Raw genomic sequence first — 14,897 nt, 5'->3', positions numbered from 1 at the left:
ACGCCAACGGCCCCCGTGCCATACTCGCGACATGGCTGAGACCACCGAGCCCACCGAGCCCGACGGCCCCCAGGAGCCGACCCTCGACGAGCAGATCGCCGCGTACCAGCGGGAGTACCGCGACCTCGACCCCCAGGTGGAGAAGGTGGTCTCGGCGCTCGGCCGCCTGAACCGCCGGATGAACGTGGCGTACGGCCGACAGGTCGCCGCCCTCGGCATCAGCAACGCCGAGTGGGAAGTCCTCAAGACCCTGCTGCTCGCGGGCGAGCCCTACCGCCTGGGCCCCGGCGAACTCGCCAAGCGCCTCGGCCTCACCCCCGCCGCCATGACCCACCGCATCGACCGCATGGCCGGCGAGGGCCTGGTGACGCGCGACCGCGACGAGAACAACCGGGTCCGCGTCATCGTCGAGCTCACCGACGAGGGCCGCACGAAGTGGCTGGAGGCCATGCGCATGGCCAGCGACTTCGAGGAGGACCTCCTCCAGGACCTCTCCCCGCAGGAGCGCGGCGTCCTCGGCGAGATGCTGATCCGCCTCCTGCGCAGGGTGGAGCACGCCCAGCCGGACGCGGGCGGCCGCCTCACCGACCTCGACTGAGGCAACCGACCGGCAAAAACCGCTGGACAGAAAAACCACTGGACAGGAGCCCGGGACCCGGGGTTGACACAGCCCGTCCCGATCCGTAAGGTTCTTCGAGTTGTCGCGGAGCCGATACGGTTCTGCAACGACCGTCCGCCGCAGACTCTGCGGCCACCCAACTCAGCACGATCTCCCGACCGGGATTGTTTTCGGCATGCCGAATTCATTTCGATCGGGCCCGACAGCCCCGATTACGGGTTACCGGGAAAAGTCCGCTAGGGTTGGGGAGTCCGAACGGCCCAACAGCCGTGAAGACAAGCCGACTTGGCCCCGGGAGACCGGGAATCAGGCCCGAAAGGATCTGATAGAGTCGGAACCGCCGGAAAGGGAAACCCGAGAGGGAGAACCGGAAAGGCGCCGAGGAAATCGGACACGAAAGCGTCTGATAGAGTCGGGAACACGAAATACCGAAGGGAAGCGCCCGGAGGAAAGCCCGAGAGGGTGAGTACAAAGGAAGCGTCCGTTCCTTGAGAACTCAACAGCGTGCCAAAAGTCAACGCCAGATTGACAACCCCGTATCCACTCCGGTGGATCGAGGTTCCTTTGAAAAGTCCTGTCGACCTTCACGGTCGGCAGGCGATTACACAGCGAGGACGCTGTGGACGGGCCACCTTATTCCGGTGGTTCCGTCCCGCTCTTACGTGATGTGTGCACCCGATTACGGGTAAACATTCATGGAGAGTTTGATCCTGGCTCAGGACGAACGCTGGCGGCGTGCTTAACACATGCAAGTCGAACGATGAAGCCCTTCGGGGTGGATTAGTGGCGAACGGGTGAGTAACACGTGGGCAATCTGCCCTTCACTCTGGGACAAGCCCTGGAAACGGGGTCTAATACCGGATAACACTCCTCAGGGCATCTTGAGGGGTTAAAAGCTCCGGCGGTGAAGGATGAGCCCGCGGCCTATCAGCTTGTTGGTGGGGTAATGGCCTACCAAGGCGACGACGGGTAGCCGGCCTGAGAGGGCGACCGGCCACACTGGGACTGAGACACGGCCCAGACTCCTACGGGAGGCAGCAGTGGGGAATATTGCACAATGGGCGAAAGCCTGATGCAGCGACGCCGCGTGAGGGATGACGGCCTTCGGGTTGTAAACCTCTTTCAGCAGGGAAGAAGCGAAAGTGACGGTACCTGCAGAAGAAGCGCCGGCTAACTACGTGCCAGCAGCCGCGGTAATACGTAGGGCGCAAGCGTTGTCCGGAATTATTGGGCGTAAAGAGCTCGTAGGCGGCTTGTCACGTCGGATGTGAAAGCCCGGGGCTTAACCCCGGGTCTGCATTCGATACGGGCTAGCTAGAGTGTGGTAGGGGAGATCGGAATTCCTGGTGTAGCGGTGAAATGCGCAGATATCAGGAGGAACACCGGTGGCGAAGGCGGATCTCTGGGCCATTACTGACGCTGAGGAGCGAAAGCGTGGGGAGCGAACAGGATTAGATACCCTGGTAGTCCACGCCGTAAACGTTGGGAACTAGGTGTTGGCGACATTCCACGTCGTCGGTGCCGCAGCTAACGCATTAAGTTCCCCGCCTGGGGAGTACGGCCGCAAGGCTAAAACTCAAAGGAATTGACGGGGGCCCGCACAAGCAGCGGAGCATGTGGCTTAATTCGACGCAACGCGAAGAACCTTACCAAGGCTTGACATATACCGGAAACGGCTAGAGATAGTCGCCCCCTTGTGGTCGGTATACAGGTGGTGCATGGCTGTCGTCAGCTCGTGTCGTGAGATGTTGGGTTAAGTCCCGCAACGAGCGCAACCCTTGTTCTGTGTTGCCAGCATGCCCTTCGGGGTGATGGGGACTCACAGGAGACTGCCGGGGTCAACTCGGAGGAAGGTGGGGACGACGTCAAGTCATCATGCCCCTTATGTCTTGGGCTGCACACGTGCTACAATGGCCGGTACAAAGAGCTGCGATGCCGCGAGGCGGAGCGAATCTCAAAAAGCCGGTCTCAGTTCGGATTGGGGTCTGCAACTCGACCCCATGAAGTCGGAGTTGCTAGTAATCGCAGATCAGCATTGCTGCGGTGAATACGTTCCCGGGCCTTGTACACACCGCCCGTCACGTCACGAAAGTCGGTAACACCCGAAGCCGGTGGCCCAACCCCTTGTGGGAGGGAGCTGTCGAAGGTGGGACTGGCGATTGGGACGAAGTCGTAACAAGGTAGCCGTACCGGAAGGTGCGGCTGGATCACCTCCTTTCTAAGGAGCACAGCACCGTCTGTAGACAAATGTTCTACACGGTCAGCTCATGGGTGGAACGTTGACTATTCGGCACCAGTTGGTTCGGTGGGTTTGCGAGTACTGCTTCGGCGTGGAAAGCGAACACATCAACTGGCTGGGCCGGGCACGCTGTTGGGTGTCTGAAGGTACGGCCGATAAGGCTGCCTTCAGTGCCGGCCCCAGTGAACTCGAACCGGTTGGTTCGGGGTGGTGGGTGGCTGGTCGTTGTTTGAGAACTGCACAGTGGACGCGAGCATCTGTGGCCAAGTTTTTAAGGGCGCACGGTGGATGCCTTGGCACCAGGAACCGATGAAGGACGTGGGAGGCCACGATAGTCCCCGGGGAGCCGTCAACCAGGCTTTGATCCGGGGGTTTCCGAATGGGGAAACCCGGCAGTCGTCATGGGCTGTCACCCATACCTGAACACATAGGGTATGTGGAGGGAACGAGGGGAAGTGAAACATCTCAGTACCCTCAGGAAGAGAAAACAACCGTGATTCCGGGAGTAGTGGCGAGCGAAACCGGATGAGGCCAAACCGTATGCGTGTGATACCCGGCAGGGGTTGCGCATGCGGGGTTGTGGGATCTCTCTTTCACAGTCTGCCGGCTGTGAGGCGAGTCAGAAACCGTTGGTGTAGGCGAAGGACATGCGAAAGGTCCGGCGTAGAGGGTAAGACCCCCGTAGCTGAAACATCAACGGCTCGTTTGAGAGACACCCAAGTAGCACGGGGCCCGAGAAATCCCGTGTGAATCTGGCGGGACCACCCGCTAAGCCTAAATATTCCCTGGTGACCGATAGCGGATAGTACCGTGAGGGAATGGTGAAAAGTACCGCGGGAGCGGAGTGAAATAGTACCTGAAACCGTGTGCCTACAAGCCGTGGGAGCGTCGCTGTATGTGCTTGCACATGCAGTCGTGACTGCGTGCCTTTTGAAGAATGAGCCTGCGAGTTAGCGGTGTGTAGCGAGGTTAACCCGTGTGGGGAAGCCGTAGCGAAAGCGAGTCCGAACAGGGCGATTGAGTTGCACGCTCTAGACCCGAAGCGGAGTGATCTAGCCATGGGCAGGTTGAAGCGGCTGTAAGAGGTCGTGGAGGACCGAACCCACCAGGGTTGAAAACCTGGGGGATGACCTGTGGTTAGGGGTGAAAGGCCAATCAAACTCCGTGATAGCTGGTTCTCCCCGAAATGCATTTAGGTGCAGCGTCGTGTGTTTCTTGCCGGAGGTAGAGCACTGGATAGGCGATGGGCCCTACCGGGTTACTGACCTTAGCCAAACTCCGAATGCCGGTAAGTGAGAGCGCGGCAGTGAGACTGTGGGGGATAAGCTCCATGGTCGAGAGGGAAACAGCCCAGAGCATCGACTAAGGCCCCTAAGCGTACGCTAAGTGGGAAAGGATGTGGAGTCGCAGAGACAACCAGGAGGTTGGCTTAGAAGCAGCCACCCTTGAAAGAGTGCGTAATAGCTCACTGGTCAAGTGATTCCGCGCCGACAATGTAGCGGGGCTCAAGCGTACCGCCGAAGTCGTGTCATTCCAGCACATACCCCCAACGGGGGCTGGGATGGGTAGGGGAGCGTCGTGTGCCGGGTGAAGCCGCAGCGGAAGCTAGTGGTGGACGGTTCACGAGTGAGAATGCAGGCATGAGTAGCGATACACACGTGAGAAACGTGTGCGCCGATTGACTAAGGGTTCCTGGGTCAAGCTGATCTGCCCAGGGTAAGTCGGGACCTAAGGCGAGGCCGACAGGCGTAGTCGATGGACAACCGGTTGATATTCCGGTACCCGCTTTGAAACGCCCAGTATCGAATCAGGCGATGCTAAGCCCGTGAAGCCGTTCCGGACCCTTCGGGGAAAGGAAAGTGGTGGAGCCGGTGACCCAGACTTGTAGTAGGTAAGCGATGGGGTGACGCAGGAAGGTAGTCCAGCCCGGGCGGTGGTTGTCCCGGGGTAAGGGTGTAGGACGTTGTCTAGGCAAATCCGGACAACACATAGTCTGAGACCTGATGCCGAGCCGATTGTGGTGAAGTGGATGATCCTATGCTGTCGAGAAAAGCCTCTAGCGAGTTTCATGGCGGCCCGTACCCTAAACCGACTCAGGTGGTCAGGTAGAGAATACCGAGGCGTTCGGGTGAACTATGGTTAAGGAACTCGGCAAAATGCCCCCGTAACTTCGGGAGAAGGGGGGCCATCACCGGTGATAGCACTTGCTGCTTGAGCTGGGGGTGGCCGCAGAGACCAGCGAGAAGCGACTGTTTACTAAAAACACAGGTCCGTGCGAAGCCGTAAGGCGATGTATACGGACTGACGCCTGCCCGGTGCTGGAACGTTAAGGGGACCGGTTAGTCACATTTCGGTGTGGCGAAGCTGAGAACTTAAGCGCCAGTAAACGGCGGTGGTAACTATAACCATCCTAAGGTAGCGAAATTCCTTGTCGGGTAAGTTCCGACCTGCACGAATGGCGTAACGACTTCTCGACTGTCTCAACCATAGGCCCGGTGAAATTGCACTACGAGTAAAGATGCTCGTTTCGCGCAGCAGGACGGAAAGACCCCGGGACCTTTACTACAGTTTGATATTGGTGTTCGGTTCGGCTTGTGTAGGATAGGTGGGAGACTTTGAAGCGGCCACGCCAGTGGTTGTGGAGTCGTCGTTGAAATACCACTCTGGTCGTGCTGGATGTCTAACCTCGGTCCGTGATCCGGATCAGGGACAGTGTCTGATGGGTAGTTTAACTGGGGCGGTTGCCTCCTAAAGAGTAACGGAGGCGCCCAAAGGTTCCCTCAGCCTGGTTGGCAATCAGGTGTTGAGTGTAAGTGCACAAGGGAGCTTGACTGTGAGACCGACGGGTCGAGCAGGGACGAAAGTCGGGACTAGTGATCCGGCGGTGGCTTGTGGAAGCGCCGTCGCTCAACGGATAAAAGGTACCCCGGGGATAACAGGCTGATCTTCCCCAAGAGTCCATATCGACGGGATGGTTTGGCACCTCGATGTCGGCTCGTCGCATCCTGGGGCTGGAGTCGGTCCCAAGGGTTGGGCTGTTCGCCCATTAAAGCGGTACGCGAGCTGGGTTTAGAACGTCGTGAGACAGTTCGGTCCCTATCCGCTGCGCGCGCAGGAACATTGAGAAGGGCTGTCCCTAGTACGAGAGGACCGGGACGGACGAACCTCTGGTGTGCCAGTTGTCCTGCCAAGGGCATGGCTGGTTGGCTACGTTCGGAAAGGATAACCGCTGAAAGCATCTAAGCGGGAAGCCTGCTTCGAGATGAGTGTTCCCACCTCCTTGAGAGGGTAAGGCTCCCAGTAGACGACTGGGTTGATAGGCCAGATGTGGAAGCCCGGTAACGGGTGGAGCTGACTGGTACTAATAGGCCGAGGGCTTGTCCTCAGTTGCTCGCGTCCACTGTGTTTGTTCTGAAGCAATGAACTCCCGCATGCCCTGATGGGGTGTGTGCCGGTCGAGTTCAACTTCATAGTGTTTCGGTGGTCATAGCGTTAGGGAAACGCCCGGTTACATTCCGAACCCGGAAGCTAAGCCTTTCAGCGCCGATGGTACTTCAGGGGGGACCCTGTGGGAGAGTAGGACGCCGCCGAACAAATTTTAGGGGAAAGCCCCGCACCAGACCGTAGAAATACGGTCATGGTGCGGGGCTTTTTCGCGTTGTGGCAGGATCTCCCCATGCAGCACGTCATACGCCCCGTACGCGCCGATGAGTGGCGGAAGCTCAAAGAGCTGAGATTGGCCGCGCTTGCCGATCCCGCGGCTCCCGTGGCCTTCATGGATACCTGGCAGAACGCGTCCGCGCAGCCCGACTCGTTCTGGCAGGAGCGGGCGGAGAGGGCTTCGCAGGGGAACTCCGTACGGCAGTTCGTCGCTGAGGGGCCCGACGGGGAGTGGGCCGGCACCGTTGCCGTGCTCGTCGAGGCCGAGGGTGCGGACGACATTTTCGGGGCCCGGGTCGACACGGCACAGGCGCATCTCGTGGGCGTGTTCGTGCGGCAGGAGTTCCGGGGGACCGGGCTGACCGAGCTGCTGTTCGCGGGCGCGCTGGAGTGGGCCTGGTCGCTGGAGGAGCCGCGTCTGCACCGGGCTCGTCTCTTCGTGCACGAGGACAATCCGCGAGCCCAGGCCTTCTACCGCAAGGCCGGCTTCGTGGCGACCGGCGTCACCGCATTGCTGTCCGAGGACGGCCGGCACGATCTGGAGATGGAGATCGGGCGGCCGTAGCACCGGTCATCGGCTGATGCTTCCTGTCTGTGGCCGCCCGGGGGCGTACTCAGCTGGGCAGGGTGACGAGACCCATCTCGTAGGCGGTGATCACGAGTTGAACGCGGTCGCGGGCGTCCAGTTTGGTGAGCAGGCGGGACACATGGGACTTCGCGGTGGCCACGGAGATGAAGAGGTCCTGCGCGATCTCGGTGTTGGAGCGGCCGCGTCCGATCAGGGCCAAGACCTCGCGTTCCCGCTCGGTGATGCCTTCCACCGGCCGCTGCGGGCGCGCCGGGGGCGCTTCGGGGCGCCCGGCGAACTCGGCGATCAGACGGCGCGTGACACCGGGTGCGATCAGCGCGTCGCCTGCCGCGACCACCCGGACCGCCGCGAGGATGTCGTCGAGTGCCATGTCCTTCACCACGAAGCCGCTCGCACCTGCGCGCAGCGCACCGTAGACGTAGTCGTCCTCGTCGAAGGTGGTCAGGACGAGCACCCGCGTCGCGGTCGGTCCTGCGGTGATGAGGCGCGTGGCTTCGATGCCGTCCATGACGGGCATCCGGATGTCCATCACCACGACGTCGGGGGCGATCTCCGTGGCCAGGCGGACCGCCTCGGCTCCGGTGGAAGCCTCGCCGACGACTTCGAGGTCGGGGTGGTCGGCCATGATCACGCGCAGGCCGGACCGTACCAGCGGCTGGTCGTCGGCGAGCAGGACGCGTACGGAGCCGGGACGTGTGAGCGCGGCGGCCGGGGGATGCGTCTGCCGGGGGTGGCCGGCCATACGGGTGCGGGCCCGGCCCGGTGAGCGCCGCCCCTGCGGCAGGGCAGGCCCAACGGGTCACGTCAGGGCTTCGGTCCAGCGGGCTCGGGCCTGTTCGGGGGAGCGGAGCAGGGCCAGAGGGTGCAGGCCGCGGGGGCGGCCGGTGGACAGGAGCTCCGGCAGCTGGGGCAGCGGGGCCACCGCCGCGACGTCGTCCAGGACGAGCGTCATTGGTGGGTCGAGGCGACCGTCAGATGACCGTTCGGCCATGCGGCGGCCGCGCTCGACCACGTCTGAGGCGAGTGCCGTGAGCAGGGGCATCGCGGCGGGATGGGACCGGGGATCCTCGATCGCTTCGCCCACCACATAAAGAGTGCCCCCCTCGTTCACAAATGATTCCAGAGCGAGCGAATCCGCTCGGTTCGGTGTGCACGCCTCGCGGATGTGGATCGAGGAGAGGCAGTCGAGGGCGCGAGCCGTCAACTGCTGGGCGATTTCCCGGCGTTCGGGATACGCGGTGAGGGCGGACTCCAGGAGCCCCGCGCTGCCGCTCTGCGCCTTGGGGTGGGTGCGCAGGATGCGGACGGCCTCATGGGCGGCCGTCCCCTGGGCCCAGCGGTGCAGTTGCTTGATCGCCTTGCCGTCCCGGCTCTCCAGGGCAGCCGCGTGCAGCCAGCACCGCAGGAGGGTCTCCGCGGTGTCGGCCATCGCCGCGTCCATCCGGGCCTGGGGGCGTACGGGGGCGAGCAGGGCGGCGGCCCGCGCGGCGGCGGTGTCCTGGTCCTCGCAGCCGGCGGCGGGGGACCAGTGGAGGCGGGCGGGGGTGTCACAGCGGTGGGTGGGGTCGTAGACGTGGACGGGGCCGAGCTTGGCCCGGGCGTCCTTGGTCTCGGCCCACAAGGTGGCGTCCGAGGTGACCACCAGGGCCGGCCCCTCGGCGTCCCGGATCGCCTGGAGGGCGGCGGGCCTTCGGGATTCGGGGGCGCCGAAGAGCAGCCGCGGGGTGGGCTGTTCGGCGCGGGGGAGCGGGATGGGCTCCGTCGGCAGCGCGGTGAACTCGGCGGTGGGGGAGGGCAGTTGAGCCGGGCCGGGGGTCATGGAGCTGAGGGCGGGGGCGGGGGTGACGGGGTGGGCGGCGCCGGGGTGGGCGGCGTCGGTGGGCCGCCCGGTGTCCAGGGGCCGCATGCTGTCCAGGGGCTGTGCAGTGTCCAGCGGCCGCCCGGTGTCCAGCGGCCGCCCGGTGTTCAGCGGCTGGGCGGCGTCCATGGGCTGCGCGGGGCCGATGGGCTGCGCGGGGTACGGGAGCGGGGGCTCGGCGGCCGGGGTTGGCGGAGCCTGGTGGGCGGCGGCGTACGGGAGCGGGACTGCGGTGGCGGGGCCCGGGCCGGGGCCGGGGATGGGCGCGGTGGCGGGACCTGGGCCGGTGGCGGTGGCGGGGTCGGTGGCGGGGTCGGAGGTGAGCTTCGCTCTCGCTCGTACCGCGCGCCACCGTGTGAACGTTCCCAGAGCGAAAATCGTCAGAACGATCACGATGAGCAGTTCGCCGATCAACAGGCCCCAGAACAGTCCGTAGCCCGAGAGGGCCGAGGGCGGGGTGTCGGGCCAGGCCGCGGGCAGGTCGTGGGGAGCGGTGACCAGGGCGCGCAGGGCCATCGGGCTGTGCGTGAACGATACGCCTGGGGGCCAGGCCCCCTGGGTGAAGAGGCCGCCGAGGCCGGTGGCCGTCCACACCAGGACCGTCAGGCCGAGCAGAAAGGCCAGCAGTCCGACCAGGAGGGAGTCCGGGATGCCTCGCTGGTCGCCTCTCGGGGTGCCCGCCGCGCTCATTCAGGCCACCGTGGACTCGGGGGAGTCGGATGCCAGCCGTTGCCGTTCCATCAGTGCCGCTCGCCGTTCCGTCTCGGATTCGAGTTGGGAGTCCAGCTCCGAGGCCAGGATGTCGTCGGTGGCCGCGGATTCCGTCATGGCGCGGTCGGTGAAGACCAGGGGGCGTTCCCGCTCGGTGATCAGGTGCTTCACCACCTGGACGTTGCCGTTCACGTCCCACACCGCGATGCCGGGGGTCAGAGTCGGGATGATCTCCACCGCCCAGCGGGGCAGCCCGAGGACGCGGCCGGTGGCGCGCGCCTCGTCGGCCTTCTGGGCGTAGATCGTCCTGGTGGAGGCCATCTTCAGGATCGCGGCGGCCTCCCGCGCCGCCGCGCCGTCCACGACGTCGCTGAGGTGGTGGACCACCGCCACGAAGGACAGGCCGAGGCGGCGGCCGAACTTCAGGAGGCGCTGGAAGAGCTGGGCCACGAAGGGGCTGTTGATGATGTGCCAGGCCTCCTCGACCAGGAAGATGCGCTTCTTCCGGTCGGGGCGGATCCAGGTGTGCTCCAGCCAGACGCCCACGATCGCCATCAGGATCGGCATCGCGATCGAATTTCGATCGATGTGCGAGAGGTCGAAGACGATCAGGGGCGCGTCCAGGTCGATGCCGATCGTCGTCGGGCCGTCGAACATGCCGCGGAGGTCGCCGTCGACCAGACGGTCGAGGACGAGGGCGACGTCCAGGCCCCAGGCGCGTACGTCTTCTATGTCGACGTTCATCGCCTCGGCCGACTCGGCCTCGGGGTGGCGCAGTTGCTCGACGATGTCGGTCAGGACCGGCTGGCGGTCGGTGATCGTGGCGTTGACATACGCGTGCGCCACCTTGAGAGCGAAACCCGATCGTTCGTCCAGACCGTGACCCATCGCAACTTCGATGATCGTTCGAAGCAGGGCGAGCTGGCCGGTCGTGGTGATCGCCGGGTCCAGGGGGTTGAGCCGGATGCCGCCGTCCATCGCGGTCATCGGGTCGAGCCGGATGGGGGTTATCCCCAGCTCGCGCGCGATGAGGTTCCACTCGCCGACGCCGTCCTCACCCTGGGCGTCGAGCACCACGACCTGCCGGTCGCGGAACCTCAACTGCCGCAGCACGTACGTCTTCTCCAGCGCCGACTTGCCGTTGCCGGACTCGCCGAGCACCAGCCAGTGCGGCGCCGGGAGCTGCTGCCCGTACAGCTGGAACGGGTCGTAGATGTACCCCTTGCCGCTGTACACCTCGCGACCGATGATCACGCCGGAGTCGCCGAGGCCGGGGGCGGCGGTCGGCAGATAGACGGCCTGGGCCTGGCCCGTGGAGGTGCGGACGGGCAGCCGGGTGGTCTCCACCTTGCCGAAGAGCAGGGCGGTGAAGGCGTCGGTGATGAGAGACAGCGGATCTCGCATGGCGGGGACAGCCTCTCAACTAGCGGCGGATGCCGGTCGCGAACGGCAAGGTGTTGACGAAGGCCCGGTGGTGCTCGCGGTCGCACCACTCCAGCTTCAGATACGACTTGCCCGCGGAGGCCCTGATGGTCCGCTTGTCGCGGGCCAGCGCCTCCGGCGAACGCGAGGACACCGTGATGTAGCCGACCAGGTTGACGCCGGCCGCGCCGCTCGCGAGGTCCTCGCCGCGCTGGTCGAGACGGCCGTGGGCGGCGATGTCACGGGGGTCGACGGTGCGGTTCATCTTGGCCGCGCGGGACGCCTCGGCCTCGTCGTTGGTCTTCTCCGTGAGCATGCGCTCAATGGCGACCTCGGTCGGTTCGAGGTCCATGCAGACGGCGACCGTACGGATCACATCCGGGGTGTGGACGAGCAGCGGGGCGAGGAAGTTGACGCCGACCGGCGTCATCGGCCACTCCTTCACCCAGGCGGTGGCGTGGCACCAGGGCGCCCGCGTCGAGGACTCCCGGGTCTTGGCCTGGAGGTAGGTCGGCTCGACGGCGTCGAGCTCGGCCGGCCAGGCGTTGCGCTTGGTCATGGCCTGAATGTGGTCGATGGGGTGGTCCGGGTCGTACATGGAGTGCACGAGCGAGGCGAGCCGGCTCTGGCCGAGCGGCTGGCGCACCCGGATGTCGGCCTCGGCCAACCGGGCGCAGATGTCGGTCAGTTCGCGGGCCATGACGACGGCGAGGCCCGCGTCCCGGTCGAGCTTGCGGCCGTGGGGGTTGGCCGCGCGGGCCATCGCGTTGGCCTCGGCGGCGAGTTCGCGGCTGTACTGCATGCAGGCGACGAGGTAGGCGCGGTGCTGCTCGCTGGAGGTGGACACCATCGACTGGAGCTGCTCGTAGGACTCCTGGAGCCACTCGGGGGCCTTGGTGTCGCCGCGCTGGGAGACGTCCTTGGCGTGGGCGTCGGGGTCGGCGGGCAGGGTGCGGGCCAGCATCTGGAGCCGCGTCACGAAGCCGTCGCCGTTGGCGACGTGCTTGAGCAGGGTGCCGAACCGGTCGACGAGGGCCTCCTGGTCCTCGCTGTCGCGCAGGCCGACGCCCGGACCCTCGATCTCGATCGCGGCGGTGACGGTACGGCGGTCCGCGTGCAGCAGGACCGCGATCTCGTCGGGGCCGAAGGGGGCCGCGAGCCAGTTGACGTGGCCGATGCCGGGCGGCGGCCCGACCTCGATCTCGCGCCCGTCGAGCCGTACGCCGGCCTCGGCGACGCCCGAACGGTAGGCGGTGCCGCGGCGCAGCGAGCGCTTGTAACTGCGGTTGATCTCGAACCACTTGTAGAACGTGCGGTGCTTGTACGGGAGGTAGACCGCGGCGAGCGCCAGGAACGGGAAGCCCATCAGGAGCACGATCCGCAGGGACAGGACGGGGACGAGGAGTCCGCACATCATGCCGAGGAACGCGCCGCCGATGATCAGGACGATCTCGCCGGTCTCGCGGTTCTTGCCGACGACGGCCGACGGCCGGGCACGGCCGATCAGATACGTACGGCGGGGCGCGACCGGTTGGGACTGGGTCGTCAACGCCCTCCACCTCCCGTGTTCTTGTTACCTGTGGTGCCGCCGGAGTTGCGGCGGTGGGTGTGCGGGGTGCCGGACGTGGGTCCGGAGCCGCTGCGGGGCGGGGGTGCGGCGGAGGGGACGGTTCCGCCGCCGGCCCCGCCGCCGGAGCCGCGGCTGCTGTGGGCGGCCACGCCACCGGAGAGGGGGTTGGCGGGGCGGGCCTGGGCGGCGCCGCCGCCCCCCTGGTTGCCCCGGCCGCTGTGGGTCTTGATGCCCTGGGAGACCAGGGCGGCGGGCGAGGAGATGAGGGCCGCGGCCTGGGAGCCGTCGGTGGCCTGCTTGCGGTTGGTGCGGGCGGAGGCGATCTCGTCGCCGAAGCCGGGCACGAAGCGGTAGATCATCGCCGAGGCGAAGATCGCGAGCAGGATGATCGCGAGGCCGGAGACGACGGCCGAGAACGAGTCGGGGCCCTTGCCGGAGGAGAGCGCTCCGGCGAGCCCGAGCACGATCACGATGACGGGTTTCACCATGATCACGGCGATCATGATGCCGGCCCAGCGGCGGACGTGACCCCACATGTTCTTGTCGACCAGGCCCGCGTACACCACGGTGCCGAGCAGCGCGCCGACGTACAACAGGGCGGCGCGGACGACCAGTTCGAGGAAGAGGATGCCCGAGGCGAGGATCGAGACGAGGGCGACGACGATCAGCATGATCGGGCCGCCGCCGATGTCGGTGCCCTTCTTGAGCGCGGCCGAGAACGAGCCGAAGAACACGTCCGACTGGTTGCCGGTCGCGTTGGAGATCGCCTCGGTCACGGCGTCCGTCGCCGATACGACGGTGTAGAGGATCAGCGGGGTGAACGCGGAGGCGAGCACGGTCAGCCACAGGAAGCCGACGGCTTCCGAGATCGCCGTCGACAGCGGCACCCCCCGGATGGCCCGCTTGGCGACGGCCAGGAGCCACAGGACGAGGGTGAGGAAGGTGGCGGCGGCGAAGACGACGGCGTACTGGGTGCGGAAGCTGTCGTTGGTGAAGTCCACGGTGGCCGTGGACTTCACGGCGTCGGAGAGCTTGCCGACGATCCAGGCGGCGGCGTCGGCGCAGCCCTTGGCGAGGGAGGTGAGGGGGTCGGCGGTCCCGGCCGGGTCGGGGGCGGTGGTTTTGGAGCCGCCCTTGGCGCTGCCGTTCTCGCAGTACTCCTTGGCGAGGCCGACGATGAGGTCGCAGGGGTTGTTGCTGCCACTCGGACTGGGGCTCGGGCTGCCGCTCGGCGACGGAGTCGGGCTGGGCGCCGCCCACGCGCCGGAGGCGAGCATCACCACCGAGGGCGGAAGGGCCGCGAGCAGGGAGTACGAGAGCGCACGCCGGCTACCGGGCATAGGTGAAGCCTCCGTATCCCTGAACGGCCTTGGCGATCTCGTCGGCGGTCGAGGCGCGGTTGTCGCCGCTGACGGGGGTGGGGCCCTCCGCCTGCGACGAGGACGCGATCTTCCAGTCCCCGTCGATCCACTTGAGCTTCTCGGTGAGGGTGAACCAGGTCTGGGTCACGGGCTTGGTCGACCCCGTACCGGCCAGGCCGACGAGACCGGTGCACCAGACCTCGACCGTCGCGGTCGCGCCGTCCTGCTGGGTCGCCTTCGTGCCCACCGGCACGGTGCGCGACACGAAGGTGAGCCCTGAGGGCGTGGAGCCGTCGTCGTTGAGGCCCACGTTCTTGAAGAAGCTCGGGGTGTACGCCTGGTCCAGCCTGCCGAGCAGCCCGTCCACGATGGAGGGGTCGTGGGTGGCCCGCACGATGTCGCTGCGGGTGCTGGACTTGAACATGCCGTCCGACCCCAACGCCACCGCGTAATTCGCCGCAGCCGACTGCGCCCCCTGCTCGGTCTGGGGGAAGCCCGAGGCGATTCCGGAGTGCTTGCCCGGGACCGGCTTCGTGCCGGTGGCCGCCGTTGACTCGGCGGTGCCGGGCTTCGCGGCGTTGTCGCCGGACGTGCCCGCGTCGTCGCCGCTGCGGTTGGCGAAGGCGATCGCCGCGATCAGGAGGACGACGACGCCGACCACCATGACCAGGGAGCGGGAGGTGCGCGGGGGCCGGCGGGTGGTGCCGTAGCCGTCGGTGGGGTTCTCGGGCATGCGGGTGCGGGTCTGGCGGGTGCCGCCGAGCGTGCTGAAGCGGTCGTCGGCGTGGCCGGAGTCGCCCCCGCCGTGGCCCGGCTCGTCGTCGAAACTCATGCCTGCGCCCCCTCGACCGTGTGCGGTTCCGCGTAG

At 65.9% G+C, this 14,897-nt stretch carries 8 protein-coding genes and 3 rRNA genes; 5 read left to right on the top strand and 6 right to left on the bottom strand.

Annotation, left to right across the window (positions count from 1 at the left end; all coding sequences use genetic code 11):
• The first annotated feature begins 31 nt into the window (after positions 1-31).
• The 5 genes from DWB77_RS18365 to DWB77_RS18340 all read left to right on the top strand — a co-directional run bounded on the left by DWB77_RS18365 (position 32) and on the right by DWB77_RS18340 (position 7,083).
• Positions 32-598: a MarR family winged helix-turn-helix transcriptional regulator gene (locus tag DWB77_RS18365; RefSeq protein WP_120722279.1), complete on the top strand. Its 567-nt coding sequence runs from the start codon at positions 32-34 to the stop codon at positions 596-598.
• A gap of 713 nt (positions 599-1,311) precedes the next feature.
• Positions 1,312-2,837: ribosomal RNA gene (locus tag DWB77_RS18355) — 16S ribosomal RNA — on the top strand.
• A gap of 282 nt (positions 2,838-3,119) precedes the next feature.
• A 23S ribosomal RNA gene (locus tag DWB77_RS18350) occupies positions 3,120-6,243 on the top strand.
• 91 nt (positions 6,244-6,334) lie between these two features.
• A 5S ribosomal RNA gene (gene rrf, locus DWB77_RS18345) occupies positions 6,335-6,451 on the top strand.
• Together the 16S, 23S and 5S rRNA genes form the textbook arrangement of a ribosomal RNA operon.
• 83 nt (positions 6,452-6,534) lie before the next feature.
• Entirely contained in the window at positions 6,535-7,083 is a 549-nt protein-coding gene (locus DWB77_RS18340; protein ID WP_120727946.1) for a GNAT family N-acetyltransferase, read from the top strand.
• A 49-nt stretch (positions 7,084-7,132) separates the two neighbouring features.
• Here DWB77_RS18340 and DWB77_RS18335 read toward each other — a convergent pair whose 3' ends face one another.
• Genes DWB77_RS18335 through DWB77_RS18310 form a run of 6 tightly spaced genes read right to left on the bottom strand, consistent with a single transcriptional unit; the run spans position 7,133 to position 14,861 of the window.
• Positions 7,133-7,849, bottom strand: coding sequence for a response regulator (locus DWB77_RS18335; RefSeq protein ID WP_120722278.1), 717 nt, complete (start codon positions 7,847-7,849; stop codon positions 7,133-7,135).
• 57 nt (positions 7,850-7,906) lie between these two features.
• Entirely contained in the window at positions 7,907-9,655 is a 1,749-nt protein-coding gene (locus DWB77_RS38930) for a type IV secretory system conjugative DNA transfer family protein (RefSeq protein WP_162952551.1), read from the bottom strand.
• Positions 9,656-11,080: an ATP-binding protein gene (locus DWB77_RS18325; protein ID WP_120722277.1), complete on the bottom strand. Its 1,425-nt coding sequence runs from the start codon at positions 11,078-11,080 to the stop codon at positions 9,656-9,658.
• A 19-nt stretch (positions 11,081-11,099) separates the two neighbouring features.
• A complete protein-coding gene (locus DWB77_RS18320; RefSeq protein WP_120722276.1) occupies positions 11,100-12,647 on the bottom strand; it encodes an SCO6880 family protein in 1,548 nt (515 codons plus the stop codon).
• Complete coding sequence (locus DWB77_RS18315; protein WP_174248572.1) at positions 12,644-14,008, bottom strand: hypothetical protein; 1,365 nt, start codon at positions 14,006-14,008, stop codon at positions 12,644-12,646. Before DWB77_RS18315 ends, DWB77_RS18320 begins: the two co-directional genes overlap by 4 nt.
• The gene (locus tag DWB77_RS18310) at positions 13,998-14,861 is read right to left on the bottom strand and encodes a hypothetical protein (protein WP_120722275.1); all 864 of its coding nucleotides are present in this window, start codon (positions 14,859-14,861) and stop codon (positions 13,998-14,000) included. The genes DWB77_RS18315 and DWB77_RS18310 overlap by 11 nt, the downstream gene beginning before the upstream one ends.
• Positions 14,862-14,897 lie beyond the last annotated feature (36 nt).

The organism is Streptomyces hundungensis, assembly GCF_003627815.1.
Taxonomy (GTDB): domain Bacteria; phylum Actinomycetota; class Actinomycetes; order Streptomycetales; family Streptomycetaceae; genus Streptomyces; species Streptomyces hundungensis_A.
The sequence above is the reverse complement of the archived record's forward strand: the minus strand, read 5'-3'. Positions and strand labels throughout refer to the sequence as shown.